Here is a 26,670-nt window from a genome sequence, read left to right as displayed (position 1 = left end):
CGCTAGCGGCCGCACGCGTAGCCCTGCATCCCCCGAGGATTCGCACCGGCGGCCAGCACACCCGTCACCGGGTCGCGGGTCACCGCGCAGAGCCGACCGAGGCTCCACCCGTCGGCGACCCGCACCTCGTGCCCGTACGCCCGCAGCGCCGCCAGCACGCCCTCGTCGAGCCGGTCCTCCACCACCAGGACACCGGGCTCCATGTCACGGGGATAGAACGACCCCGGCACGCCGACCGTGTGCCACGCCGGCGCGTCGATGGCCTCCTGAAGGCTCTGACCACCGACGAGGTGCCGCAGCAGGAACGGCAACTGCCACTGGTCCTGCTGGTCGCCACCGGGGGTGCCGCAGGCCAGCACCGGCTCGCCGTCGCGGTGCACCATCGTCGGGCTCAACGTCGTACGCGGCCGACGGCCCGGCGCCAGCGACGAGGCGAGCCCCTCCTCCAGCCAGAACATCTGCAACCTGCTGCCCAGCGGGAAGCCGAGCTCCGGAATCGTCGGGGAACTCTGCAACCAGCCGCCGCTGGGCGTAGCGGAGATCATGTTGCCCCAGCGGTCGACCACGTCCACGTGACACGTGTCGCCCCGGGTCACCCCGTCCGACTGCACGGTCGGCTCTCCCGTCGTGGCATCCGTCGGCCCGGTACGCCGCGCCGCACCGGGTCGGACGTGCGCCGGCAGACGCGGCTGTGCCCCGTCCGGACGCCCCGGCCGCAACTCGACCGACGCGTGATCGCCGATCAGGGCTGCCCGTTCCCGCGCGTACTGCGGGGAGAGCAGCGCCTTGGCGGGCACGTCGACGCCGTCGCCGTACCAGGCCTCCCGGTCGGCGAAGGCGAGCTTGAGGGCCTCGACCTGGGCGTGCACGCCCGCTGCGGTCCCCGGGTCGTACGCGCCCGGGTCGTCGAGGGAGTCCAGGGTGGCCAGTGCCTCCAGCAGCACCGGGCCCTGACCCCAGAAGCCGGTCTTCGCCACCGAGTAGCCGTGCCAGTCGAGGGTGGCGGGCGCCTCCCAGCTCGCCGAGTACGCGGCCAGGTCGTCGCCGGTGACCAGCCCGGCGTGCGGGCGTCCGCTGGAGTCCTGGAACGGCCGCCGGCTGAACGCGTCGATCGCCTCGGCGACGAAACCCGTGCTCCAGGCCCGACGCGCGGCTTCGATCTGGGCCTCCCGGTCGACACCGGCCGCCTGTCCCGCCTCGACGAGTCGGCGCAGCGTGTCCGCGTGCGCCGGGTTGGTGACCATCTCCCCCGCGGCCGGTGGCCGGCCGCCACGCAGCCAGAGCGCGGCGGACGTGGGCCAGTGTTCCTCGAACAACGACCGGACGGCCGCCACGGTGTCGCCGACCCGGCCGACCAGCGGGTGTCCGGCGCCGGCGTAGCCGATCGCCGGCTCCAGCACCTCGGCGAGGGTGAGCGTGCCGTGCTCGCGCAGCAGCAGGAGCCAGGCGTCCACGGCACCGGGTACGGCCGCCGCGAGCGGCCCGGCACCCGGGACGAGGTCCATTCCGAGGGACCGGAAGTGCGCGATGGTCGCACCAGCCGGGGCGGGCCCCTGCCCACACAGCACCTTCGGTCGAGGGTCCTGTGCGGTGGCCACGATGGCCGGCACCTCGCCGCCCGGCCCGTTCAGGTGCGGCTCGACGACGTGCAGGACGAACCCGGCGGTGACCGCGGCGTCGAAGGCGTTACCGCCGCGTTCCAGGATGCCCATCGCCGACTGGCTGGCGAGCCAGTGCGTCGAGGACACCATGCCGAAGGTCCCCTGCAGCGTGGGTCGGGTGGTGAACGTCATGACAACACCTCACTGGGATCTGCGGTACGAACGTCGGGGCCGGTGCCGTCCGGCCGGACCAGGTGACACGCGGCCATGCCGTCGCCGATCGCGATCTGCGCCGGCACCTCCGTCGCGCACCTGTCGAAGGCGAGCGGGCACCGGGTCCGGAACCGGCAGCCGGACGGCGGGTCGAGCGCGGACGGCAGGTCGTCGCCGAGCAGCACCGGCTGACGGTGGCGCTGACGCACCGGGTCGGCCACCGGCGCGGCGGACAGCAGAGCCTGGGTGTACGGGTGGGCGGGCCGGGCGAAGATCCGCTCGCGGCTGCCCGTCTCGACGAGTTGACCGAGGTACATGACCGCGATGTCGTCGGCCAGGTACTCCACAGCGGAGAGGTCGTGGGTGATGAAGAGGCAAGCGAACCCGATGTCGCGTTGCAGGTCGGCGAGGAGGTTGAGCACCGACGCCTGCACGGACACGTCGAGCGCGCTCGTGGGTTCGTCCGCGATGAGCAGCATGGGCTCGGAGATCAGGGCCCGTGCGATGCTGACCCGCTGGCGTTGCCCGCCGGACAACTCGTGGGGATAGCGACGGGCCACCTCGGCGCGGAGGCCCACCCGTTCGAGTTGGGGAGCGACCCGGGCGTCCCGGTCGCGCCGGGACATCCGTTTGCCGGCCAGCCGCAGCGGCTCGGCCACGATCTCGCCCACCAGCATGCGCGGGTCCAGGGACGCGGCCGGGTCCTGGAAGACGATCGACACCGCGCCGCGATGGGGGCGCAGTCGCCGTCGGGACAGGTGGGTGACGTCGGTGCCCGCGATCCGGACAGTGCCCGCTGTCGGTTCGACGAGCCGCACCACGCAGCGGCCCACAGTCGACTTTCCGGAACCGCTCTCCCCCACCAGGGCCGTGACCCGGCCGCGCGGGATCGTCAGCGACACCCCGTCCACGGCACGCACCGGGCCGAAGTGCATCACCAGGTCCGCGATCTCCAGGGCGTTCGGCTGCGGCGTCATCGGTTCGCCTCCTGAGCTGCCGTGGGTGCCGTTGTGCAGGGGTGCCAACAGGCCGCGACGTGGTCGGTGCCGCCGACACTCTCCAGGGGTGGGGCGGCCGCCCGGCACTGCTGGTCGACGGCCGGGCACCGGTCCGCGAAGGTGCAGGCGTCGGGTTGGCTCGCCAGGACGGGCACCAGCCCGGGGATCTCCGTCAACCGGTCGGTGCCGGCGTGCCGGCCCGGCTGCGGTGACGCCGACAGGAGCCCGGCCGTGTACCGGTGCCGTGGGTTGGCGAACAGGTCGTCCACCGGTGCCCGTTCCACCACCCGGCCCGCGTACATGACGACGACGCGGTCCGCGATGTCGGCGATCACGCCGAGGTCGTGCGTGATGATGAGGACGCTCGTGCCGAGCCGGTCGCGCAGGTCCCGCAGCACCTGGAGGATGCCGGCCTGGACGGTGACGTCCAGCGCGGTGGTCGGTTCGTCGGCGACCAGCACCTTCGGGCCGCAGGCCACCGCCATCGCGATCATCACGCGCTGGCGCATGCCGCCGGAGAGCTGGTGCGGATAACTGTCGACCCGCTGGGCGGCGGACGGGATCCCGACGAGCGTCAACAGCTCGACGGCTCGCGCCCGCGCCGCCCGCCGGGACATCCGCTCGTGGACCTGGAGCACCTCCCCGATCTGCCGCCCGACGGTGAGCACCGGGTTCAACGACGTCATCGGCTCCTGGAAGATGTACGCGATCTCCCGGCCACGGACCCGGCGCAGGGCCGACTCGCGGGCCCCGACCAGCTGCGTGCCGTCCAGGCGCACCGAACCGCTGACCCGGGCGCTGCCCGGAAGCAGCCCGGCGATGCTCATCGCGGTGACGCTCTTTCCGCACCCCGACTCGCCCACCATCCCGACGATCTCCCCGGGCGCGAGGTCCAGGCTGACAGCGTCGACCGCGGAGACGGTGCCGGTCTCGGTCGGGAACGACACCGACAGGTCGCGGATCTCCAGCACGGGCGCGGGGGCCGGGGTCATCGCCGGTCTCCCTTCGGGTCGAGGGCGTCGCGCAGGGCGTCACCGAAGACGTTGAACGCCAGCGCCAAACCCATGATCACGACGCCGGGGAAGACGGCGGCCCACGGCGCGCGGGCGGCGAACTGCTGGGCGGTGGCCAGCATGGTGCCGAGACTGGGCGCCGGCGGCTGGATGCCGAGACCGAGGAAGGACAGCACCGCCTCGCCGAGGATCGCCGCCGGGATGGCGACCGTGGCCTGCACCAGGATCACCGAGGTCGCGTTCGGCAGGATGTGCCGGGCCAGCACCCACAGATCGCTCGCGCCGTCGACCACGGCCGCGGCGACGAAGTCGAGAGACTTGAGGCGCAACGTGTCCGAGCGGACGACCCGGATCACCCCGGGGATCTGGGCGATGCCGATGGCCACCGCGGCGTTGCCGAGGCTGGCGCCCCGGATGGCCGCCAACCCCACCGCCATGATCAGGAACGGAAACGCCAGCAGCAGGTCGGTGAAGCGCGAGATCACCGCATCCCAGGCCCGGAAGTAGCCGGCCGCGAGCCCGAGCGGCACCCCGATGACCAGAGAGGTGGCCACCGCCAGAAGTCCCACCTGCAACGACGCCCGCGCACCGAGCATGATGCGGGAGAGGACGTCCCGACCGAGGTCGTCGGTGCCGAGCACGTGCCCGGCGGTCCCGGGAGGCGCGAACGTACGGGCGAAGTCGGTCTGGTCGACCGAGTAGGGCGCGAGCCAGGGCGAGAGCAGAGCGATGACGCCCGCCAGCGCGAGCACGACGAAGCTCACCACGGCGAGCGGGTTGCGACGCAACCGTCGCAGCACCCGGGTACGCCTGGTGATGCTGGCGGTGCCGGTCTCCGCCATCGGTACGGTGAGGACGGTCATGCCGGATCTCCCGTCACCCGGATGCGGGGATCGATGACCGAGTAGAGCAGGTCCACGAAGAAGTTGATCACGATGTAGGCCGCCGCGGTGAGCAGGACGACGGCCTGGATCACCGGGTAGTCCCGCTGGAACACCGCGTCGATGGTCATCTTGCCGAAGCCCGGCAGCCCGAAGATCTGTTCGGTGACGACCGCGCCGGAGATCAGCCCGCCGAGTTGGAGACCCACGACTGTCACCACCACGATGAGGCTGTTCCGTAGGGCGTGCCGGGTGACGACGGCGCGCGGTCGCAGGCCCTTCGCCTTCGCCGTCCGCACGTAGTCGGAGGAGAGCGAGTCCAGCATCGCCGAGCGGGTCTGCCGCATGATGATGGCGGCGAGGCCGGTGCCGAGGATCACCGCTGGCAGGACGATGTGGTGCAGGTTGTCGACGGGGTCCTCCAGGATCGGCACGAAGCCGGAGGCGGGGAAGAGCCCGGTCGCCACGGACAGGTAGAGGATCGCGAGCAGCCCCAGCCAGAAGTGCGGCACCGACAGGCCGATCAGGGCCAGGCCGTTGGCGAGCCACTCCGCCGGACGTCCACGACGGACCGCCGCGATCACCCCGGCGCCGACCCCGAGCGCCGCCGCGATGAGGATCGCCAGGACGGACAACTCGACGGTCACCGGCAGGGCTGTCGTGAGCATCGACGAGACCGGTGTGCCGGTGCGGATCGACACCCCGAAGTCGCCCTGCGCCATGCGCTCCACGTACTGGGCGAACTGCACCGGCAACGGCTGGTCCAGCCCGTAGTGCCGACGGATGGCCTCCAGGGCCTCCGGCGACCGGTCCTCCCCGGCCAGGGCGAGGGCGGGATCACCGGGGAGTGCCCGTACGCCGACGAAGACCACGATCGTCGACAACAGCAGGGTCAGCGCCGACTGCCAGGCGCGGGTGAGCAGATATCGGGCCACGACGACCTACTTGCCGAAGCCGGCGAAGGCCGCCCGGATCACGCCGTCCGGGAAGACCTGCAGGCCCTGGATCTGCTTGCTGACGGCGGTCAGGTTGCGCTGCCGGTAGAGGTAGATCAGGGCGTCGTCCTGCTGCAGCAGGGTGACCGCCTGCCCGTACAGCTTCCTGCGCTCCTCGACGTCGCCGGCCTGGCGGGCCTGGGTCAACAGGGTGTCGAGCTGTGGGTTGCTGTAGCCGGCGACGTTCTGGCTGGCGCCGGTGCCGACGAAGTTGGTGATGTTGGCGTCCGGGTCGATCCGTCCGCTCCAGCCCAGTTGCAGCAGCTCGAAGTTGCCACGGTCCTGTTCGTCGAGCAGCGATGAGTACTCCACCGGGTTGATCTTCAGGTCGAAGCCGCCGTCCTTGACCATGGACTGCAACGCCTGCGCGAGGCGCAGCGTGTCAGGGGTGTTCGAGGCGAGCATCGTCACCGCGTACGGCGTCTGCACGCCGGCCTCGGTGAGCAACTGCTTGGCCTTGGCGGGGTCGTGCGCCGGGCAGGTCTGCGCCTCGGGGGACGAGAACGTGCTCGCGGGCGAGATCGGGGTGCAGGCGGCGGCGTGCAGACCGTTGAAGACCGCGTCGACAAGGGCCTTGCGGTCGATGGCGTGCTCGAAGGCCTGCCGCACCTTGGCGTTCTGCGCGAGGGGGCGATTGATGGGCTTGGGGGCGGTGCCGACGCCGTCGACGTTGCCGACGTTGATGGTCAGGCCCTGGTAGCCGAGGGACTGCGACTGGAGGACGGAGACCGCCGAGTCCTGCCGGAGCGAGGCGACGTCCTGGGTGGAGACCGAGTCGGCGACCTGCGCGTCGCCGGAGCGCAGGTTGGCGGCGCGGATGCTGGCGTCGGTGAGGATCCGCCACGAGATGGCGTCCAGGTGCACCTTGCTCGCGTCGTAGTAGTTGGGGTCCCGCACCACTTCGATGGAGTTCTGCGGCACCCGCTTCGCGAACTTGAAGGGGCCGACGCAGACCGGCGCCGAGGCGAAGTCGTCACCCCGGGTCCGTAGCGCCTGCGCACTCATGATCATGCCGGCCCGGTCGGCGAGGGCCCCGAGCAGCGGTGCGAACGGCTGCTTCAGCCGCAGGACTACTGTCTGCGCGTCCGGGGTGTCGACGCCGTCGATGGGGCCGAGTTCGCTCTTGCGCGCCGACCGGGCGTTGGCGAGGTGGCGTTGCAGGGTGGCTTTCACCGCGGCCGAGTCGAACGCCGTCCCGTCCGCGAAGCGCACGCCGGGCCGCAGCGGAATGGTCACCGTCCGGCCGTCACCGCTCGTGGTGGGCAGGGCCGTCGCGAGCTGCGGTACGACCTGCGCCTGCTCGTTGACGTCGTAGAGCTTCTGGCACATGGCCTGGAAGACGTAGCGGGAGTAGAGGCTTCTCGACAGCGTCGGGTCCAACGCGTCGGGCTCGGCCGAGAGAGCGATGACCAACTTGCCGCCCTGCTTCACGGCGGCGGGGTCTGCGGGCGTACCGAAGGAATCCTGGCCTGCCGACTGGTCGCCGCCGGGTTGGTCGCCGCCGTCGCCGTTCGACACCGGTGAGCAGGCGACGATCGTGCAGACGACGGCGGCCGCCACGGCGGCCCGGAGCACCCGGCGGCGGGGCAGGTTCGTGTCGCGGACGGAGAGGTTCGTCATGGAGAGCTCCTCAGGTGGGCGATTCGGGGAGCGTATGTTGTATACGATGACCGCCGCAAGACCTCTGTGGATGCCTCACGGCGCCCGTCCACGGGCCGTGTGGGGTGCGTCCATCGGGGCCGACGGCTGCGCCGCGCGACCTTTGCTCTGCTTCAACCCACGCAACGGCATCCGTCCGATATCCGGACACCCGGTGGTGCGTCCGTTGAAGCAGAGCAAAGGACCACCACCAACCCCTACCGACCCGCTCGGCCAGCCGGGCACCGCCGTCAGCTCAGCCCGCGGGTCTCGCCGTGGGCGCGGGCGGTGTCGGGCCACGCCGCAGGAGGCTGAGCAGGACGACAAGCGCGAGCACCGCCACCACCGCGCTGAAGATCTCGCCGGCCGGGCGCAGACCGGTTGCCTGGATCAGCAGACCCACCCCGACCGCTGGCACGCCGAGCATGGCGAACAGGATGGCGAAGAAGGTCGACACCGCCTCGGCCCGGTGCTGCGGTTCGGTCTTCATCGTGATCGTCGCGATGCCGTCGCCGACCGCCACCCCGGACGCGACCCCGATGATCGCCGCGCTGACGATGAGCGTCGCCAGCAACGCCATCCACATGCTGAACGCGAGCAGGCCCGCCCCCACGACCAGGCCGGCGCAGGCGCTGGCCAGCGCGGCGCGCGAGGACAGCACGCGGGTCAGCAGCTGACCGAACGCCGCGCCGGTGAACGCCACGAAGACCACAAGCGCGGCCAGGGTGTGTGAGGTCTCGTGCAGGACCATGCCGAGGAACAGCCCGCTCACCGACGTGAGCACCCCGAGAGCGGCGAAGCCCGCGCCAGCGGTGAGCGCCGAGCGGACGAAGGCGCCGCGAATGGTCGCCGGCACGTGCAACCGCTGCACCCGCAGGGTCACCGGCGAGCGCCCCCGGACCGTCTCCGGCACCCCGCGCAACGCGATGATCGCGATCACCGCCAGGATCAGCACGATCACCCAGGGCAGCCGGAGCGGTTCGGGCGCCACGTCCGACACGATCCCGGACAGCAGGGTGCCGGTGGCCAGGCCGCCCAGGTTCGCGAAAATCGACACGGTGGCGGCACGCTTCGGGTACCGAGGGTCGATCAGCTCCGCCAACGCCGCGGTCGCCGTGCCGATGATCAGTGCGGCGGACAGCCCGGCGAGGATCCGACCCACGACGATCATCGCCAGGTCCACTGCGGCCAGGAACACGGCGTCGGCGGCGACCGAGAGCAGCAGGGCGATGAGGATGACCGGGCGTCGGCCGATCTGGTCGGACAGTCGACCGAAGACCAGCAGCCCGACGACGACTCCCAGCGCGTACACCGCGTAGACCACGGTCACGGTCAACGACGAGAACCCGAACTCCAGCTCGTAGAGCGGGTAGAGCGGGGTCGGCACGGTGGTGCCCACGAGCGTGATCCAGAAGGCGAAGGCGACCCGTACCGCGCCGGACGTGGACCGGGTCGTCGCGCCCCCGGCGCGGCTGGCGTCGGACATGATCAGTCCCCCCGGGATCGGACCCCTGACTGCGCGCCGCCGACTCCCACACACTCCCCGTCGCGGCCCCCTGTCCCCGCGTACAGCATGGGTCTTGACCTTGGCGAAGATGCGGTAACAGCCCGGAACGACCGCATCGGGTGGCTGTGCGATCAGCTCGGGACGCGTCCGTACAGGGCAGCGCGCAGCGCTGGCCCGAAGACCCGCCGGACGTCGACCGCGGACAGCGCGCCGACCGAGCGGATCGGATTCAGGTAGCGCGTGAAGATCAGCCCACCCAGCACGCAGACCGCAGCGGTGGCACGTCGCGTCGCGTCAGGCCCGCCGAGAAATTCAGCGATGCGGAGGCGTAGCTCACCGTCCAGGTAGTCCCGCAGGGCGCGCATCGTGTCGCCATCCTGCACCGCCATCTGGCTCTGCACCGGCCCGGCGGCGTCCCACAGGCCGGTGACGGAATCGAGCAGGCGGTCGGCCAGATGCTCCCGGTCACCCCGCAGAGCCTGGTCCAACGCGGTGGGATCGACGCACAGCAGGTCCAGTGACTGACTGAAGAGGCCCTGCTTGGAGCCGAAGTGGTAGCTGATGAGCGCCGAGTCGACACCAGCGGCGGCGGCGATGGCCCGGACCGTCGTACCCGGATAGCCGTGCTTCAGGAACAGCTCGCGGGCGGCCTCGGTGATGCGGGCCTTGGTGTCGGGGTTGCCGCGGGGCCGACCCCGCGTTTTATTCAACACGGTTGAATAATGCTCTCCCCCGCTGGCACGGTCAACGCCGTCAACCCCCAGCGAGGAGCGAACACATGCGCACTGTCATCTTCGGCGCCACCGGCCCCACCGGCCGTCGGATCATCGAGCAGGCCCTGGCCGCCGACCACGAGGTCGTCGCGGTGACCCGCCGCCCGCACGCCGTGCAACCCCGCCCCGGCCTCACAGTGGTCAACGCGGACGCCGCGGACCTCGACGCCGTCGACCGGGCCGTGGCCGGCGGCGACGCCATCCTGTCCAGCCTGGGCGTCCCGCTCACCCCGAAGCCGATCACCGTCTATTCCCGGGGCAACGCGAACATCGTGGCCGCCATGCACCGCCACGGGATCAAGCGCCTGATCACCGTCAGCTCGAGCGTCCTGGATCCCGCCTGGCGCCCGACCGGCGAGTTCTTCTTCAACAACGTGCTGGACCCGCTTTTCAACCGCAGGGCGGGCCGCACCGCGCACGAGGACATGCGGCGGATGGAGTCCCTCGTCCGCGACAGCGACCTGGACTGGACCATCACCCGACCGTCCGGGTTGTTCGACCACCCGACAGTCACCCGCTACCAGGTGGCCGAGGACTGCGCGGACGGCCTTTTCACGGCACGCGCGGACCTGGCGGCGAGCATGGTGGCGCAACTGACCGACGACCGGTACGTCCGGCGGGCGATGGCGGTGATCACTACCGAGGTCAGGCCGAGCATCGCCGGTCTGATCTGGCGCGAGGCCGTCATGAAGAAGAAGTGACAGTCCCGCCGTGACGCCCGTCGGAACACCCCTTGAACACGCCCCGGGCAATCCACTCACGACGGCGAAGCGACCGCGACGCGGCGGGAAGCGGCGCGCACAACGCCGCTTCCCACCCGTACTCCTAGGAGTTGTACGCCTGCGCGGTCACCGTGACCTGGCGGGCGAGGCCCGACCGCGCGGGCCAGGAAATCCGCACCTCGCGGGTCTCCCCCGGGAGGAGCCAGAAGTAGTTGTCGTCGTAACGGGCCGGCAGGACCCGCTCACCGCGCTTGTCGCGCACGGCGAGCCGCACCAACGCGGCGACCGTACGGCCCTGGTTGCGGACCGTCGTGGTGACGGTGTTGCGCCCCTCCACGACGCGTACGGTGCTCGACGACGTCGACAGCCGGGTGCTCGGCACGTCGTTGAGCGCCCGCAACTGCTCGGCCTTGTCGTAGCGCCAGTAGGTGTTCTCGGCGAGCAGCCGGTCGCGGCTGTCCCGCAGCTCCAGTCGCACCAGGTGCAGCCCGCCGCCGTCCGGCGCGGCGAGCGGGAAGGCCGCCGTCGTGGCCGAGCGGGCCACGTCCACCCGCTGACGCTGGGCCGAACCCAGCGACCGGCCGCTCAGGTCGTACCGTCGGGCGCTCACGGTGAGCCCGCTGAGCGGCGCGGCGGTGTGGTTGACCACCCGGACCTGCCAGGTGCCCGGGTCGGCCTGGACGTGCACCGGCTCGCATCCCTTGCGGGCGCCGTAGTAGGCGCCGTTCACGTCGAGGTCGTAGTCGTAGGTCTGCCAGACCGTGCTGTGCCACGCCGGGTGCGACATCCACAGCAGCAGACCTGTGGCGTCCTGCCACAGGTTGGCGTTCCACGCCTCGAACATGGCGCGGTGGCTCTCGTAGTTGACGAACTGCGCCCGGGTGGCGAACTCGTCGAGCGAGTCGGACTCACCGAGCCGCGCGTCGATCGCCGCCTGGTACGTGCCGACGCGCTGGTTACCGATCGTCGACCAGTCGTGGTAGTTCCACACCTCGCCGATCGGCCACTCCGGGGCGTCACCGACGAGGTTGCGCATGCTCTCGACCACCGACACCACAGGCATGCCGATCTCGGTGTGGAACCCGAACGCGCCCGTGTCGTACGTGTTCTTGTTGTTGTACGTCGCCGGGTCCACCCAGTGGTACGGGCCGTGGCCGCTGACGATGCCACCGGCCGAGTTGGGGATGTACAGGATCTCCGGGTGCTCGGTGGCCGCGGCCTGCTTGAGCCCGGCGTCCACGATCGGCGGCGGGTCACCCTCGTTAGCGCCACACCACACCACGATGCACGGGTGGTGGCGGAACCGCCGGATCGTGTCGGCGGCGATGTCGACGTAGCCGGGCGGGTTGGGCAGGAACGCGCCCGCCTGCCAGAAGTCGTTCCACACCAGGATGCCCTGCTCGTCGCAGGCCTGGTACAGCTCCTCGCGGTTGCTGCTGCCGAGCCAGTTGCGGATCATCGTGAAGTTCATGTCGCGGTGCATCTCGACCGTGTCGGCGAGCCGGTCGGGCAGCACCCGGCGCAGCAACTCGTCCCAGCCCCAGTTGCCGCCCCGGGCGAAGACCGGCACACCGTTCACGCTGATCTTCAGTTGGGTGACCGCGTTGCTCACCGACTTCACGTCGGTCCACCGCTGCCCGTCGTCCGAGACCTGGATGACGAAATCGCGCGCGTACGCCTGCTCCCAGACGATGGTGACCTGGTCGAAGCTGACCGGAGCGCCGAGGTCGACCTGGATCCACTGGTTGTCCTCGAACTTCGACGACCACCGGGTCCGGGGATTGCCGTCGACGGCCCGGTCCGGCCCGTTCGAGTCGCTGTCCGAGGACGACGCGGTGGCGGTCCGGCGCAGGGCCAGGTCGACGTCCGGCTCGGCCTGCCGCTGCACCGAGAGCCCCCACATGGACACGCCCCACGAGGTCACCCGCGCGCCGGTCTGGATGCGCAGGTGCTGGGCGGTCTGGCTGGCGAACTTCTCGACCTGGCTGGCGCGGCTGCCCAGCGGGGTGTCGTTGCTGACCGACGTCACGTCGCTCCAGGTGTCCCCGTCGGCGGAGACCTGGACGCGGTAGTCCAGCGCGTACGCCTGCTCCCACACGATGGTGACCCGGTCGAAGTCGACAGCCGCGCCGAGGTCGACCTGGATCCACTGGTTGTCCTCGGCCTGCGAGGCCCAGCGGGTCGCCGCGTCGCCGTCGACGGCCCTGCCGGGCCCGTTGCCGTCGTTCTCCGCAGACGACGCGGTCGCGTCCCGACCCAGGGCGAGATCGGGGCCGGTGCCGTCGGCCACCGACAGGGAGAACATCGAGATGCCCCAGCCGGTGGCGCGCTGGCCGGCCTGGATGCGTACGTGCCGGGCGTGCTGCCTGGCGAACGTGGCCGTCTGGGTCGCCGCGCCGTCGACGAACTCCAGCGCCGGCTTGCCGGGCGGCGAGATGACGATCGGCTGGTGCCAGTCGTAGGCGAACTCGCGGACACCGAAGCGGAGCGCACGCCTGTCGCTGACCGAGCGCCTGACGGTGGCGGTGAGCGTGAGGTCGTACAGGTGGGGGTCGCCGTAGCCGTTGGGCCACCAGAGCCGGGGGTTGCGCACCCGCAGCGCGTGGAAGCGCTCCGGCGTGAAGGTGACTGTGGTGCTCCCGCCGGCGGGGACGGTCACTGTGGACTCGACGCGTACCTTGTCGAACTCGGCGCGGACGGTGACCGTGGTGGCGCTGGCCGCCGCGTTGCGGACCGGCACCCGGATGGTGACCTCCGCGGTGTCGGTGTCGGGCAGGTCCGGCAGCGTGGTCTGCACGTGCGGGTCGCCGATGACCACGGCGCCGGTGCTGCGCAGGCGGACGTGGTCCCAGAGGCCGGTGACCCGGTCGCGGACGGCGGGCATCCAGTCCCACCCGGACACCGCCAGGTAGGTGGGCGCGTCAAGGTAGTGGTGGGCCGACTGGAGGAAGGTACGGCCGTCGGGGCCCTTGTCACCGGGGGTGCCCGGGTGCGGCATCGGGGTGACCCGGACGGCGAGGACGTGCTCGCCACGGTGACCGGCCAGCGCGTCGGTGATGTCGAACGCCGCGCGTGCGAACGGGTGCTTGACGCTGCCGACCTGCACGCCGTTGACCCAGGCGGTCGCCTCGTGGTTGATCCCGTCGAACTCCAGCCAGACGCGTCGGCCGGCCGAGGTGTCCAGGTCGCGCGGCAACCGCAACGCGCGCCGGTACCACCAGGTGTGCCGGGACAGCGCCTCCGGGATGCGCATGTTGTTGAAGCCGGCCACCGGGTCGGGCAGGTGGCCCTGCTCGACCAGGGTGCCCAGCACGGTGCCGGGCACCGTCGCCGGCAACCAGGATCGGACGTCGACACCGGCGCGGGACAGTTCGGCGCCGTCGGCGGTGCCGGCGAAGTCGTCCATCGTCAACGACCAGCCCGACTCCAGCGGCACCGTACCGTCGGCGGCGACCCGCAGCTCGGGGGCCGGGCCGGTGTTGCCGCCCTCCCAACTGGTCCAGCCCTCGGCCTTCGGCCGGCCGGCCAGCGGCACGCCGTAGACCTGGAAGCCGTTGAGGCCCACCGGGTTGCTGTTCGAGCGTTTCGTGGCGGTCATCCGGATCCACCGGGCGGTGACCGGCTGGGGCAGCTTGATGGTCTGCGCGCCGCCCTGGCCCTCGCTGGTCTCGTACACCGACCGCCAGGCACGGCCGTCGGTGGAGACCTCGATCCGGTACGCCGTCGCGGCGCTGGAGAGAATCTCGTCACCGTCGGTGTCGGTGTAGTTGCCGTCGAACGGCCCGTCGGTGAGCGTGGCCTCGAAGACCAGGGAGACCGCCTCGATCCGGCACAGCGCCTGGAGGTCCACCGAGATCCACTGTGGATCACCGTTGGCGGCGCGCCACCCACTCCCCCGGACGCCGACCTGCGGCAGGCCGTCCACGGCGAAGGTGGCCGGCGTCGGCGCGTAGTCGGTCGACGAGACAGTCACCGGGCGGTGCCGGGCCAGGTCGGTGGTGGTCTTGGTGGCGGTCGGCGGCGGCACGGCGGCGGACGCGAGGGCGTCCGGGAGTGCCGCGGTCACCCCGACCGACGCCAGCAGCGTCGCTCCGGCGGAGAGGAAGGTACGCCGTGAGATCGGCGATGGCTCGGACATCTTGCCTCCAGACATGACAACGTTGTCAGATGGCGGGGGTCTGTGACAACGTTGTCAGATGGTGGCCCGATGTTTCCCGAGAGTCAAGGGTCCGAGTCCACCGTGATTCCCCGAACACGTTCCGCAGCTGTTCCACTTCGGACATCGACCCGCAGTCAGGCCTGAGGTCACTCCGGCTGCGTGCTCAGCCCGTCCAGGGCGACAGCGAGCACGTGATCGCGCTGTTCGACGTGAGGGAAATGCCCGGATGCGATGGCGCTGGTCAGGCGCATGACGTCGTCGATCGTCACGTCGGGGCGCACCTCGCGCGCCCGCTGGGCCCGCTCCAGCAGCGGCCCACCGGCGGCGTAGAGCGCCCGCCGACACTCCAGGTAGGCGGTGGACTCACGGTTGAGGCCGGCAGCTAGGGGCTGCTTCGCCCCGATGTACTCCACGAAGCGCCGCAGCCATGTGTACAGGCCGTCGCGTGGGGCGAGCCTCTCGGCCTCCCCGGCGGTCGCGCACACCGCCTCGACCTCGGTGACGTAGACGTTCTCGATCAGCACCTCCCGGGTCGGAAAGTTGCGGTAGAGCGTCGCGATGCCCACTCCGGCCCGGCGGGCGATCTCCTCCAGCGGAGCCTCCGCGCCCTGCTCGGCGAAGGCGACCCGGGCCGCGGCCAGGATCGCGTCGTAATTGCGGGCGGCGTCGGCCCGGTGCGGGCGGGCCACGCGCAGGTGGGTGAGGGCCGTCACGATGCCGATGTCTCCCAGCGCTAGCAACCGGAGGCCGACTATCACTAGAGTGATAGCAGGCCTCCACTTATTCGGAGGTCTCCTATCACTCTAGTCCGAAAGTAGGCGGACCATGTCTCCGACTCCCGCTTCCCGTCGCGGGATCGCCCTGGCGCTCATCCTCGGCTCGCAGCTCATGATGACGCTGGACACCTCGATCATCACGACCGCGTTGCCGCACGTGCAACGGCAGTTCGGCTTCTCCCAGTCCGGGCTCTCCTGGGTGCAGAACGCCTACGTCCTGGCGTTCGGTGGCCTGCTCCTGCTCGGCGCACGAGCCGGTGACCTGCTCGGCCGCCGCCGCGTCTTCCTCGCCGGGATCACCCTGTTCACCGCGGCGTCCCTCGCCGCCGGCCTCGCCCAGAACGGCAGCTGGCTGATCACCGCCCGCGTCGTGCAGGGCCTCGCCGCCGCGCTCGCGGTGCCCTCCACGCTCGCGCTGCTGGTCGCCGACCATCCCGAACCGGGCGCCCGAGCCAGGGTTATCGCCCTGTACAGCGCGGTCATCGGTGCCGGCGGCAGCGTCGGCATCGTCATCGGCGGCGTCTTCACCGACCTGCTCTCCTGGCGCTGGGGAATGCTCGTCAACGTTCCGATCGGTATCGCCATCGCGCTGCTCGCACCACGGTTTCTGGTCGAGACCGAACGCCGTGCCGGTACGTTCGACCTCGGCGGGGCGCTCACCTCCACCGGCGGCATGACCGCAATGGTGTACGGCTTCATCCAGGCCGCCGCGGCCGGCTGGGGCGCACCGACCACCGTGGTCGCGTTGGGTCTCGGCACCGGCCTCCTGACCGCCTTCGTGCTGATCGAGCACCGGGCACCGCAGCCCATCACCCCACTGCGACTCTTCCGCAGCCTGGAGCGCTCCGGCGCGTACGCCGGGCGGATCCTCATCGTCGGCGCGACCTTCTCCACCTTCTACTTCCTCAGCCAGTACCTCCAAGAGGTCCTGCACCTCAGCGCCCTACAGACCGGCTTCGCGTACGTGCCCATCACCGGCATGTTCTTCGCCATGGTGTACGCCATCCGGCCCCTGCAGAACCGGCTCGGCCGTCCCGTCCTGCTGGTGGCGTCCCTCGTACTCGCGCTCGCCGGCATGGCGTGGCTGTCGCGCGTCTCGATCGGCTCCAGCTACTTCCCGGACGTGCTGCTCCCCCTACTGGTGATCGGAATCGGCCAGGGCATCGCCATCATCCTGATGACCCAGGGCGGCGTCGCCGGAGTCGAACCGCAGGACGCCGGCGCCGCGTCCGGCCTCGTCAACGTCGCCCACCAACTCGGCGGCTCACTCGGCATCGCGATCCTCACCATCGCGTACACCCGTGCCAGCTCCGCCACCGACCCGACGGCGGGCTTCCACGCGGCCTTCACCGGCGCGGACGTCTTCTTCCTTGTCGCCCTGGCCCTGGCCGTCGTCGTGGCCGTCGCGGGCCGCCGCGCCAACCGGCTCGCCGCCCTTCCGGTCACCTGACCGCCCGCGCGGGCGGCGAGGCTGCGAGAGCGCCGGACCGCTCCACGGCCGGTCTACCACCCGGGCGACTCGCTGTTTGTCCCGCCGTCGCCGGTGGCGACGCTGCTCGTGCCGACTGCCGCACCCTGGCTCAAGCTCAGCGAGGCGTTGGACTTCGTGCGGGCGGTGCGGCCGAAGCGGGCGTTCCCGATCCACGATGCCACGCTCAACGAGCTCGGCCAGGAGTACTTCGACCGCTGGTTGGACCTCAAGGGCGGCACTGAATACGCGCGCATCCCGGTCGGGGAGTCGGTGACAATCCGCTAAGCCGTTACCGACCCACGCTCCTGGCCGGCGATGCGGCAACAACCCATGCTGTCCACGCGCCGCCTGGGCGGTGATGTCGTCAACGATTCAGCTCCAACGGCAGCGACCGCCACCTCCTCCACCCGCGCGGCAGCACCCGCACAGCTGCCGATCGGACCCGAAGGCTCGTCGGCGACCCACTCCGTACCCGTTGACCACCGCGCCGGGTGGCGACCACGCGCCCGCGCGATCAGCTCGCCGGGCCGGTCTCCCGGCGGCCGGGATTCCGAGGGCGGTACTCGGGTCGGAGCTTCGCGCTCGCGAACGCCGCCTTCACGGCCGCCGAGAGCGCGGCGATGTCGTACGCGCCGTGGTGTCGCCGGCCGTTGATGAAGAAGGTCGGGGTGCCGGTGACGCCGCTGAGGTCGGCGGAGTCGACGTCCTCGGCGATCCGGTCCACGCCCATCCGCTTCGCCATGTGCTCCCGGAACCCGTCCAGGTCCAGGCCGATCTGTTCGGCGTAACCGAGCACGTCGGCGGGGTTGAGAGCGTGCTGGTGGGCGAGCAACAGATCGTGCATCTCCCAGAACGAGCCCTGCTCCCCCGCCGCCTCGGCGGCCTCGGCGGCGAGTTGGGCATGCGGGTGGACATCGGTGAGCGGCAGGTGCCGCCAGACGTACCGGACGTTGGCGAAGTCGGCCAACAGCTCTCGGACCACCGGCTCGGCCTGCCCGCAGTAGGGACACTCGAAGTCGCCGTACTCCACCACCGTCACCGGCGCCTCAAGTGACCCGCGCATGTGGTCACGATCCGGATCGACCGGCAGCATCAGGTCGACGATCCCCTCGGCGACGCCCAGCAGCGCGCGGGCCCGCCGCGCCGGCGAGAGCCGTCCGACGGAGCGGAACACCAGCCAGGTGACGAGGGACGCGCCGAGCGTCGCCACGATGATGCCGAACTTCGCCTCGTCCAGGGCCGGGCCGTCCAGGGCATGGGTGGCGATCAGGAGTGCGACGGTGAACCCGATGCCGGAGATCGTGCCGACCCCCGTGACGGCCAGCCAGCCGACGGGTGGGCGGAACCGGTTGCCACTGAGTCGGGCCACCAACCACGCGGTGGCCACGATCCCGGCCGGCTTGCCGACGACGTACGCGACCACGACACCGAGCGTGACCGGGGAGGTCACGGCCCTGGCCAGCAGGTCGCCGTCGATCACGATGCCGACGTTGGCCAACGCGAACAGTGGCACCACCACGTAGCTCGCCCACGGGTGGTAGAGCGTCTGCAGGCGCTCGTTCGGCGACAGCGCCGAGGTGAGCCCGGCCCTGGCCATCCGGGCCAGTTGCGGGGTGGGCTGTTCCCGGAAGAGGCGGAACTGGTCGCTGGCCCGCTGCAGGTCGATGCGGCCGGGAGCGTAGGCGTAGGTCAGCAATCCCATCACCAGACCCACCGCGACCGGGTCGACACCGGACATCGAGACGGCGATCCAGGCCGCCACCCCCAGCAACGCGAAGACCGGCCCGAACCGCACACCCCATGCCCGGACGAGCAGGACGACGCCGAAGATCGCCGCCGCGGCGATCAGCGCCGTCAGCGAGGGGTGATGCGGGTACGCGATGGCCAGCACCGCGATCGCCACCACATCGTCGACGACGGAGACGGTCAGCAGGAAACCCCGCAGCCGTTCCGAGAAGCGCGGCCCGAAGACCGCCAACGCGCCGAGCGCGAGCGCCGTGTCGGTGGCCATCACCGCGCCCCAGCCCGCCGCTGTCGTGTGCCCGGCGTTGATGGCGAGATAGATCGCGATCGGCACGAGCATGCCGCCGACCCCGGCCAGCATCGGCAACGCCAGGCGACGCCGTTCCCGCAACTCGCCGATGTCGAACTCGCGGCGCAACTCCAGCCCCGCGACCAGGAAGAAGAACGTCATCAGCCCGCTGTTGACCCAGAAACGCAGGTCATGTGACACCTGCCAGTCGCCGAGCTGGACCGCGAACGAGGTGCGCCAGACCGACTCGTACGACGACACGTCCAGGTTCGCCCAGACGAGAGCCACCACCGCGGCGATCAGCACCACTCGCGCGCCGCCGGTCTCGGTACGCAGGAACGAGCGCAGCGGAGCGTTGAACCGCCTGTCCCAGACGGTCCGGCTGGTCCAGCCCCGGGGCGTGTTGTCGCTGGTCACGGGGACAATCTTCGTCGACCTGACGGCCACGCGGTCCGGATTGCCACTCCCGGGGCTGCAAGATCGTGGCCCAGGCTTGTCGATCATGGAGTTGTGGTGCCTGTTTGGCACTACGGCGGGCGCTTTGTCGCCCACCACAACTCCATGATCGGCGAGACGGTGCGACGACGGCGCGTCTGGCGCGGCCCTTGTCGAGGACTGGGCGGGCATGCACGCAGCGCCACCGGTTGGTAGCGTGCCGGTGATGTCGGCGGCCGCCGCCGGCAGTGGTCCCCTGGGGAGGGTCGAGATGTGGGACGACCGGGGACCAGACGATGCCCGGTGGTGACGGCATCCAGGTCGACCCCGACGAGCTGACCGCCCACGCCGCACGCCTCGATCGCTGCGCCGACGGCCTCGACACCGCCCAACAGGCGGGCCAGCACGTCCGGTTGGGCGCCGACGCCTACGGGCAGCTCTGCGCGATGATGCCGGTGCTGCTCGACAGCCTCCAACGGACCCTGGTCGACGGCATCGGCGGCGCCGCCGAATCGGTACGGGACACCGCCGGCAAGCTGCGGCTCGGAGCCGACCGCTACCGAGGCTCCGACGCCCACGCCAAACACCTGCTCGACAGCGTGCGACAGCACCAGCCCGATGAGGTGCGGCAGCACCTGTGACGTCGAATCCGCTCGCCGCCGCCGCCGCGGACACCCCGCCAAGCGCCTGGGCGGGCGTGTGGATCTGCGAGGACATCGAACTCATCGCCCAGGGCGTCCGCACCGGCAGTTGGATCGACGGCAGCCTCGGCGTCGTCAGCGCGGGACTGGACGCCCTCGCCTTCGTCTCCGACCCGGTCGGCGCCCTCCTCCAGTACGGAATCGCCTGGCTCATCGAACACGTCAAGCCGCTCAGTGAGGCGCTGGACTGGCTCGCCGGCGACCCTGCGCAGATCACCGCACACGCCCAGACCTGGCGCAACGTAGCCGGGTCGCTCCGCGACGACGCCGCCGAACTGGCTCGCGCCGTCCGCACCGACGTCGCCGGCTGGGGCGGCAGTGCCGGCCCCGCCTACCGCGCCTGGGCCAACGAACAGCAACAGGCCATCACCGGCCTCGCCCAGGGCGCCGACACCATGGCCGCGATCACCGAGGGCGCCGCCAGCCTGGTGGCCGCCGTCCGGCTCCTGGTCCGCGACGCCGTCGCCACCTGCGTGTCCCGCATCATCGTGTACGCGGGCGAACTCCTCATCACCGGCGGACTGGCCGCGCCGCTGGTGGTGGAGCAGGTGACGACGCTGGTGGCGTCGTGGGGGGCGCGGATCGCGCGGTTGTTGCGCGGATTGCTGGCCAGCCTGCGCCGGCTGATGCCGGAGATCCGCCGGCTCGGCGACCTGATCGAGAAACTCAAGCAGGCCCTGGGGCGGCTCACCCGGCTCGGCCCTGCGGATCGGATGGGAACGCGACGTGACTGGGCCGATCCGAGGGATCGGCCACTGTCGCCGGAGCGGGCCCCCGATTCCTACCTGTCCGCCGGCGACCCGGTCTACCACTCCGATCGCTCGACGGGCATCGGTTACGACGAACTGACGATGCGGAACTTCGACAAGGTGCGACCGCTGGATGGGCACCATGACGTCATCGTGCACGGCACCGACCAGGGATACTTTGTCCCCGGCAAGGTTTCAGCAGACGGAGCAAACATGGACGGAAACGCCACCAACGCGGCCCACATCGCCGCCGCCGTTCGGGAGAATCCGGCCTACGACGGCGGCTCTCTCCGTCTGGTCTCCTGCTATGCCGGCACCGTCAAGCCCGACCTCGACGCGGCACCACTTGGTCAGCAGGTCGCCGACGAACTCGGCGTCAGCGTGCTCGCGCCGACGGCTCGGGTGGGGACCCAGCGGTGGGCCACAGAACCCCAGCCTCCAGTCGTCGAGAGCGGCGGCTCGTGGAAGGTCTTCATACCGCGAGCGAGGAGGCACCAATGAAGACCGTGGGGTTCTTTAGAGAACTAGGACCCGCTCAGCCCGAGGTGTACGTGGAGAGCATCCACGCGCACGTTGAGGCGGAGCCACTCCCCGACGCCCTTCGGGTCGAAGACTATCTACGCCATGGGCATGGCCTCATTGACGTGATGGGTGCGGAGATTGATGTTCTCGGTAGCGGCCGGCACCTCGTTGGGGGTGCATCGGTACTTACGGACGGCGAGTGGTTGTGGCGTGAGGACCTCCGCTACTACCTCGCCACATACCGCGTGCGGCTACCTACGGAATTCCTGAAGACGGTGCGCGGCAATGATTACCGCGTGCCCGACCTCCGAGGAGATCAACTCCGGCTGGTCGGCGAGGAAGCGACACGAATCCTCGGATACCACTGAAGCGGATGATCAACCAAACCTACAAGGGCGCCCGCACCCGGGCCACATACGAGGACGACTTGAACGTCGGAGGCCAGCGACGTGGGGATGATGGTGACGGCACGGCGTGTCGAGGCGGCCGCAGGCGAGGTCCGGTACGAGTTCGGTTTGGATGACAAGTTCGACCGGATCCTGGCAATCGATTCGCGCACCCTCGACGCCCACGTCGAAGATGGTGATTTCAATTCCGCCGCTGGTGCGATCGCGGCGAAAGTCGTGAGGGCGTGGCGGTCCAGCGGCGAGTTCCCGACGAGGATGGTGTTCGCAAGCTGAACCCGGTCGGGCTGCCCAAGCTATCGCCGGTGCGATCGAGCACTTCATCGCGGCCCGCAGCGTCGGTCCGCCAGCAATCGTCGTGGAGACGTGATGGCTAGTCTTATCGTGCTGAAGCCCGGAGTTGACTGGACCGCGACGGGAGGATTGTTCGATTGGACGCTGGAGTTCCTGACTTCACGTCTGTCGGACCGGCAGGCCGCCGGCACCCTGCAGAAGATCGTCGACAACAACCTCGGGTCGTTGTGGATCGACGACTTGCCCGCTGCAACACAGCGGGAGATCGTCAGCCACTGGCGCAACGGGCTGATTACGGCTGGCGAGCAGCAACTGCCGGAGACCGAGCACAAGGTCGACGTCATCCGCCATCTTCAGGAGTTGGTGGACGCCACCTACTCCGCAGGGTTTCCCGAGACGCAAGACCCTGGGTAGCCAGTGAAACCACGCGGCTCTGCCGCCGGCCACACGATCACCAGTTCCCGCGCGAGACAAGGATGACAGATTGAAGCTGTACGACGTGGTCGAGCTCCGAGATGCCAGGCCAAGTGAACGACTGCCTGCGGGTGCGACAGGAACCGTCGTTCACGTCTTCGACGGCCCCCCGACTGCGTACGAAGTCGAGTTCGCCGATGCCGATGGCCGCACCGTCGCCATGGTCACTCTCCGGGCCGGCCAGGTAGTGCAGCGCGATGGCCACCTTTGACGAGTGGCAGACGGCGTACGACGTCGTCTACCGTGCGCTGCCGGCGACGTCAGATCTTGCCTGCCCGAACTGCGGCCAGCGGACCCTAGGGTTCGTCTTCACAGCACGGCCCGAAGCCAATGCCGGGTACGTCTCGTTCTGGTGCGACACCTGCATGGAAGGGGTCCACGTCTGTCGGGCGCCCATTCCAGACGGAGTCACCGTCCGACCGATGGACGAGCCGACCGAGGAACGCAAGCCTCGCGTTCCTAACTACCGCCTCGTGACGTGACGACGGATTGAGGGCGGGCCCAGCGATTCCCGACCGGAGTTGACTAAGGACGCCGACACCGGCCGGAGATCGAGCAGGAGGTCGACGTCACCGGCCGTGATCAACCGGGTACCCCGCTCGGTCCTGTTGCCGACGTGCGGTGAACGCGTACCTGGCGGACCTGCCGGGACTGGTCGCGGACGCCCGCCTCCTCGCGTCGGCGCTGTCGTGACCGCGCCAACGCCACAGCGCTGCCTGGCGGCAGCCGATCAGTTGCTGCGTGGCACCGGGCTGCTCGCCGCAACGGCGGTGTCCGCCGGCTGGTGGCCACAAGCCTGCGCGTGCCTGATCCGGCTCGCCCTCGAAGGCGGCATCGACGCCTACTGGCGAAGGGCGAAGCCGACCGTGGCCGCGTGCCGGCAGGGCCGCGCCAAGCAGCTGATGCTGCGCGGCCGGCTCGGGCCGGGCCGCGAAACCGCCCGTCGGGTGGCGTTCGCCTGGTCGACGCTGTCCGCCGCCACGCACCACCACTGCTACGAGCTGACCCCCACGGCAGTCGAACTGCGTCGCCTGCACACCGAAGTGAGCGCCCTACTGGAACGACTTCAGCCGACCGCCAGCACCAAGACCGCATAGGTGCCCGCCACCGTGGCCCTTCGATCCGGCCCACCAGACGCGCTCGATCTGTTCAGCCACTCGCGTGCGGACGCTACGTGCGATGCGATACCGCTCCGGCTGAGCCGGGGTTCGCCCGGGCCCGCCAGCGGAACCCAGAGGCGACACCAGCAGAGGTGATCCGCAACCTGGAGCGGATGTACGTCAGCGCCCTGGCCGGGACGGGTGCTGCGGTGGGAGGAGCCGCAGCGGCGCCGGGCGTCGGCACCGGCATCGCACTGGCACTGTCGGCCGGCGAAGCCCTCTCGTCTCTTGAGCTGAGCGCCCTCTTCGCGCTCTCGATCGCCGAGGTCCACGGAGTCCCCATCGACGAAATCGAGCGCCGCCGAACGATCGTGATGGGGATCATGCTCGGCGGGTCCGGCTCGGCCACCATCACCAAGGTCGCCGAGCGTACGGGGCAACACTGGGGACGTCAGGTTGTGGCCAAGGTTCCCGCCGAGACGTTGCGTCAGATCAACAAGATCTTGGGTCGGCACTTCATTACGAAGTACGGGACCAAGCAGGGAATCATCGTTCTCGGTCGAGCGGCACCGTTCGGTATCGGTGCGGTGATCGGTGGTGGCGCCAACGCGGCCCTCGCCGCCATGGCCGTGCGGGCGAGTCGTCGCGCATTTGGCCCACCCCCCACGTCCTGGCCGTGACTGCCAACCCGTCAAGGGATCTGGGCGAGAACGTCGGCGCGACAGGTTCGGTGGCTTATGGTGAGAAACCGGGCGGTCCCCGACGCGCGGTGGGCGGGTGTCCGGTCCGGGCCGTGGGATTCACGCTGTTCAGCCGGAGGGTGGACCGATGACCGAGCACGCCCGCGGCGTCGACGACTGCTGAGATGGACTGGGACGGATGGGCGTTGTTCGGGTTTGTCGCCACCGCGGCGCTCACCGCATCGATGATCACCGCTCAGCTGGCCGGCCTCACTCGGCTGGACTTTCCCCTGGCGCTCGGGACCTTCGTCACCGAGGATCCCGATCGGGCGCGGGTCGTCGGGTTCTTCCTCCACCTCTGCGTCGGTCAGGGTTTCGCCGTCGGTTACGCGGCCACGTTCGCGCTGTTGCACCGTGCCACCTGGTGGATCGGGGCGCTGCTCGGGATCTTGCACGTCGGGATCGCGCTGACGGTGATACTTCCGCTGCTTCCTGGTGTCCACCCGCACATGGCCTCGCAACGGGCGGGACCGGCCAGCACGGCGGTGTTGGAGCCGCCCGGGCTGTTCGCCCTCAACTACGGCATCCAGACCCCCCTGGTCACGGCCGTCGTCCACGTCATCTACGGGGCCTTTCTCGGGCTGCTCCTCCACCCCAGTTGACCCGCGTCCGACTGTTGTCCCCTCCTGACGCACGCTGTTCGCCAGCGCGGCTCGTTCAGGAGCGATCTCCATGACTGGTGGGCCACCAATCAGCGACTACGGTCTGCTGGGCGACACTCGCACCGCCGCCCTGGTCGCGAGTGACGGCGCGATGGACTGGCTCTGTGTACCACGTTTCGACGGCGATCCCCTGTTTGGCCGACTGGTCGGGGGCACGGAAGCCGGAACGTTCCGGGTCGGCCCGGCCCGGCCGGCCACGGTCGTCGAACGACGCTACCGGCAGCACACCGCCACCCTGGAGACCACCTGGTCGGTGGGCAGCGGCCGGCTCCGCCTCATGGAGGCGATGGTGGCCGAGGTCAGCGGTCGGCTGCTGCCCACGACCCTGATCGTGCGACGGCTGTCGGCCGAGCAGGCAGCGGTCGACGCGGTGGTGGAGTTCGACCCACGCCTTGGCGCACAGCACCGCCGACCGCGCACCCACCACCGGCGCCAGGGCCTCGTGTGTGAGTGGGGGGCGCTTGCGGTCGCGCTAGCCAGCACGCCCACCTTCAGAATCGAACCGGGTCGGCCCACCACGATCACCGTCCGGCCAGGCCATCCGGTGACCCTCGTGCTGGCCGTGGCCCACCGCGAACCGGTGATCCACGTCGAGCCGACGGCCGCCTGGGAACTGCTCATCGAGGACGAGGCTCGATGGCGGGCCTGGACCGCGGAAATCGACGAGCGGCTACCTTTCCGCGAACACGTCGCACGAAGCCTGCTCACCTTGCGGCTGCTGACCTACTCGCCCTCGGGAGCGCCGGTGGCCGCACCCACGACGTCATTGCCCGAGGATCCCGGTGGAGGAAGAAACTGGGACTACCGCTATGTCTGGCCGCGGGACGCCAGCATCGGCGTCAGCGCCTTCCTCAGCGTCGGCAAGGCCGACGAGGCCCGCGGTTTCCTCGCGTGGCTGTTGCACGCCAGCCGGTTACAACGGCCACGCCTACCGGCGCTGCTCACCCTCCATGGCAGGCACGTACCAGCGGAACGAGAATTATCCGGTTGGCCCGGCTACCTCGACAGCCGTCCAGTACGAATGGGCAACGGCGCCGCCGGTCAACACCAGCTCGACGGCTACGGCTGGGTAATTGACGCCGCCTGGACGTTCGCTCAGGCCGGGCACCGCCTCTACTCGGAGACGTGGCGGGCAGTGCGCGGTTTCGCCGACGTGGTCGCTGGTTGTTGGCAGGAGCCCGATGCCGGTATATGGGAGGTACGGGAGCCCGACCAACACGTCCATTCCAAACTCATGGGCTGGCTCGCCCTGGACCGCGCCCTGGCCATCGCCGACACGCACCCCCTGAGGGAACGTCAACGTCGACGCTGGCAGAAATCCCGAGACGCCATCGCCGCCGAGGTGCGGACGCGCGGCTTCGACCCGACGGCGGCCAGCTACGTCCGCAGCTACGGCTCCCAGGATCTCGACGCAGCCCTGCTCGTCCTGCCGTTGCTCGACATGGACCCGGCCGAGTCGCCCCGGGTGCGGGGCACCATCGACGCCATCCGGGACAGGTTGTCCGCCGGCGGTCCGCTGCTCTACCGCTACCCGCCCGGACGTGACGGCCTTCCCGGCACCGAGGGCGCGTTCCTGCCCTGCTCATTCTGGCTGGTTCAGGGCCTTGCCCGCACCGGGCGTCGCCGCGAAGCGGTCGAACTGTTCCGGGCCATGGTTGACCATGCCAGCCCACTCGGCCTCTACGCCGAGGAGTTGAACCCCGCGACGGGTGCCCACCTCGGCAACTACCCGCAGACGCTGACCCATGCCGCGCTCGTCCAAGCCGCACTCGCCATCCGAGACGCCCCCACCCGCGGGTAGGGTCCCAAT

The 26,670-nt window shown here is 70.3% G+C and carries 24 protein-coding genes; 13 read left to right on the top strand and 11 right to left on the bottom strand.

Annotated features, from left to right (window positions below; translation table 11 throughout):
- Positions 1-2: 2 nt before the first annotated feature.
- The 8 genes from ACLQ3B_RS12525 to ACLQ3B_RS12490 form a co-directional block, all read right to left on the bottom strand.
- Positions 3-1,793, bottom strand: a complete 1,791-nt coding sequence (locus ACLQ3B_RS12525) for a gamma-glutamyltransferase family protein (protein WP_425780288.1) — start codon at positions 1,791-1,793, stop codon at positions 3-5.
- A complete protein-coding gene (locus ACLQ3B_RS12520; RefSeq protein ID WP_425780286.1) occupies positions 1,790-2,791 on the bottom strand; it encodes an ABC transporter ATP-binding protein in 1,002 nt (333 codons plus the stop codon). Before ACLQ3B_RS12520 ends, ACLQ3B_RS12525 begins: the two co-directional genes overlap by 4 nt.
- Positions 2,788-3,804, bottom strand: a complete 1,017-nt coding sequence (locus ACLQ3B_RS12515; RefSeq protein ID WP_425780284.1) for an ABC transporter ATP-binding protein — start codon at positions 3,802-3,804, stop codon at positions 2,788-2,790. The genes ACLQ3B_RS12520 and ACLQ3B_RS12515 overlap by 4 nt, the downstream gene beginning before the upstream one ends.
- The gene (locus ACLQ3B_RS12510) at positions 3,801-4,688 is read right to left on the bottom strand and encodes an ABC transporter permease (protein WP_396721491.1); all 888 of its coding nucleotides are present in this window, start codon (positions 4,686-4,688) and stop codon (positions 3,801-3,803) included. The genes ACLQ3B_RS12515 and ACLQ3B_RS12510 overlap by 4 nt, the downstream gene beginning before the upstream one ends.
- Complete coding sequence (locus ACLQ3B_RS12505; protein WP_425780282.1) at positions 4,685-5,641, bottom strand: ABC transporter permease; 957 nt, start codon at positions 5,639-5,641, stop codon at positions 4,685-4,687. Before ACLQ3B_RS12505 ends, ACLQ3B_RS12510 begins: the two co-directional genes overlap by 4 nt.
- 6 nt (positions 5,642-5,647) lie before the next feature.
- Positions 5,648-7,321, bottom strand: a complete 1,674-nt coding sequence (locus ACLQ3B_RS12500; protein WP_425780280.1) for an ABC transporter substrate-binding protein — start codon at positions 7,319-7,321, stop codon at positions 5,648-5,650.
- 274 nt (positions 7,322-7,595) lie between these two features.
- On the bottom strand, positions 7,596-8,825 hold the full coding sequence (locus tag ACLQ3B_RS12495) for an MFS transporter (protein ID WP_425780278.1): 1,230 nt from the start codon (positions 8,823-8,825) through the stop codon (positions 7,596-7,598).
- A 152-nt stretch (positions 8,826-8,977) separates the two neighbouring features.
- A complete protein-coding gene (locus ACLQ3B_RS12490; RefSeq protein WP_425780276.1) occupies positions 8,978-9,559 on the bottom strand; it encodes a TetR family transcriptional regulator in 582 nt (193 codons plus the stop codon).
- A 65-nt stretch (positions 9,560-9,624) separates the two neighbouring features.
- On the opposite strand from ACLQ3B_RS12490, the gene ACLQ3B_RS12485 reads away from it, so the two are divergent.
- Positions 9,625-10,320 carry an NAD(P)-dependent oxidoreductase gene (locus ACLQ3B_RS12485; RefSeq protein ID WP_425780275.1) on the top strand — a complete coding sequence of 232 codons (696 nt, stop codon included), beginning with the start codon at positions 9,625-9,627 and terminating at the stop codon, positions 10,318-10,320.
- 124 nt (positions 10,321-10,444) lie between these two features.
- On the opposite strand, the gene ACLQ3B_RS12480 is transcribed toward ACLQ3B_RS12485, so the two are convergent.
- Both ACLQ3B_RS12480 and ACLQ3B_RS12475 read right to left on the bottom strand, forming a co-directional pair.
- Positions 10,445-14,479: a discoidin domain-containing protein gene (locus ACLQ3B_RS12480; RefSeq protein ID WP_425780273.1), complete on the bottom strand. Its 4,035-nt coding sequence runs from the start codon at positions 14,477-14,479 to the stop codon at positions 10,445-10,447.
- 167 nt (positions 14,480-14,646) lie between these two features.
- A complete protein-coding gene (locus ACLQ3B_RS12475) occupies positions 14,647-15,213 on the bottom strand; it encodes a TetR/AcrR family transcriptional regulator (protein ID WP_425780272.1) in 567 nt (188 codons plus the stop codon).
- 112 nt (positions 15,214-15,325) lie between these two features.
- On the opposite strand from ACLQ3B_RS12475, the gene ACLQ3B_RS12470 reads away from it, so the two are divergent.
- Both ACLQ3B_RS12470 and ACLQ3B_RS12465 read left to right on the top strand, forming a co-directional pair.
- Complete coding sequence (locus ACLQ3B_RS12470; RefSeq protein WP_425780270.1) at positions 15,326-16,726, top strand: MFS transporter; 1,401 nt, start codon at positions 15,326-15,328, stop codon at positions 16,724-16,726.
- A 93-nt stretch (positions 16,727-16,819) separates the two neighbouring features.
- The gene (locus tag ACLQ3B_RS12465) at positions 16,820-17,032 is read left to right on the top strand and encodes a hypothetical protein (RefSeq protein WP_425780268.1); all 213 of its coding nucleotides are present in this window, start codon (positions 16,820-16,822) and stop codon (positions 17,030-17,032) included.
- 229 nt (positions 17,033-17,261) lie between these two features.
- Here the strand turns inward: ACLQ3B_RS12465 and ACLQ3B_RS12460 are convergent, their stop codons facing one another.
- Positions 17,262-19,196 (bottom strand): Na+/H+ antiporter NhaA, encoded by a 1,935-nt coding sequence (locus tag ACLQ3B_RS12460; RefSeq protein WP_425780266.1) that lies wholly within the window; start codon positions 19,194-19,196, stop codon positions 17,262-17,264.
- A gap of 314 nt (positions 19,197-19,510) precedes the next feature.
- On the opposite strand from ACLQ3B_RS12460, the gene ACLQ3B_RS12455 reads away from it, so the two are divergent.
- The 10 genes from ACLQ3B_RS12455 (at position 19,511) to ACLQ3B_RS12410 (ending at position 26,661) form a co-directional block, all read left to right on the top strand.
- The gene (locus ACLQ3B_RS12455) at positions 19,511-19,855 is read left to right on the top strand and encodes a type VII secretion target (protein WP_425780264.1); all 345 of its coding nucleotides are present in this window, start codon (positions 19,511-19,513) and stop codon (positions 19,853-19,855) included.
- The gene (locus ACLQ3B_RS12450; protein ID WP_425780262.1) at positions 19,852-21,165 is read left to right on the top strand and encodes a WXG100 family type VII secretion target; all 1,314 of its coding nucleotides are present in this window, start codon (positions 19,852-19,854) and stop codon (positions 21,163-21,165) included. Before ACLQ3B_RS12455 ends, ACLQ3B_RS12450 begins: the two co-directional genes overlap by 4 nt.
- Positions 21,162-21,554, top strand: coding sequence for a hypothetical protein (locus ACLQ3B_RS12445; protein ID WP_425780260.1), 393 nt, complete (start codon positions 21,162-21,164; stop codon positions 21,552-21,554). Before ACLQ3B_RS12450 ends, ACLQ3B_RS12445 begins: the two co-directional genes overlap by 4 nt.
- An 87-nt stretch (positions 21,555-21,641) precedes the next feature.
- Positions 21,642-21,866, top strand: a complete 225-nt coding sequence (locus tag ACLQ3B_RS12440) for a hypothetical protein (protein WP_425780889.1) — start codon at positions 21,642-21,644, stop codon at positions 21,864-21,866.
- Positions 21,867-21,959: 93 nt separating this feature from the next.
- Positions 21,960-22,298, top strand: a complete 339-nt coding sequence (locus ACLQ3B_RS12435; protein ID WP_425780258.1) for a hypothetical protein — start codon at positions 21,960-21,962, stop codon at positions 22,296-22,298.
- An 85-nt stretch (positions 22,299-22,383) separates the two neighbouring features.
- On the top strand, positions 22,384-22,569 hold the full coding sequence (locus ACLQ3B_RS12430) for a DUF4926 domain-containing protein (protein WP_425780887.1): 186 nt from the start codon (positions 22,384-22,386) through the stop codon (positions 22,567-22,569).
- A 478-nt stretch (positions 22,570-23,047) separates the two neighbouring features.
- On the top strand, positions 23,048-23,455 hold the full coding sequence (locus ACLQ3B_RS12425) for a hypothetical protein (RefSeq protein ID WP_425780257.1): 408 nt from the start codon (positions 23,048-23,050) through the stop codon (positions 23,453-23,455).
- Positions 23,456-23,610: 155 nt separating this feature from the next.
- Entirely contained in the window at positions 23,611-24,138 is a 528-nt protein-coding gene (locus ACLQ3B_RS12420) for a hypothetical protein (protein ID WP_425780255.1), read from the top strand.
- Positions 24,139-24,323: 185 nt separating this feature from the next.
- The gene (locus tag ACLQ3B_RS12415) at positions 24,324-24,800 is read left to right on the top strand and encodes a hypothetical protein (RefSeq protein ID WP_425780253.1); all 477 of its coding nucleotides are present in this window, start codon (positions 24,324-24,326) and stop codon (positions 24,798-24,800) included.
- A gap of 70 nt (positions 24,801-24,870) precedes the next feature.
- A complete protein-coding gene (locus ACLQ3B_RS12410; RefSeq protein ID WP_425780251.1) occupies positions 24,871-26,661 on the top strand; it encodes a glycoside hydrolase family 15 protein in 1,791 nt (596 codons plus the stop codon).
- The last annotated feature ends 9 nt before the right edge of the window (positions 26,662-26,670 follow it).

This window comes from Micromonospora sp. DT53 (genome assembly GCF_049841535.1).
In the GTDB taxonomy this organism is placed as follows: Bacteria; Actinomycetota; Actinomycetes; order Mycobacteriales; family Micromonosporaceae; genus Micromonospora.
The sequence above is the reverse complement of the archived record's forward strand: the minus strand, read 5'-3'. Positions and strand labels throughout refer to the sequence as shown.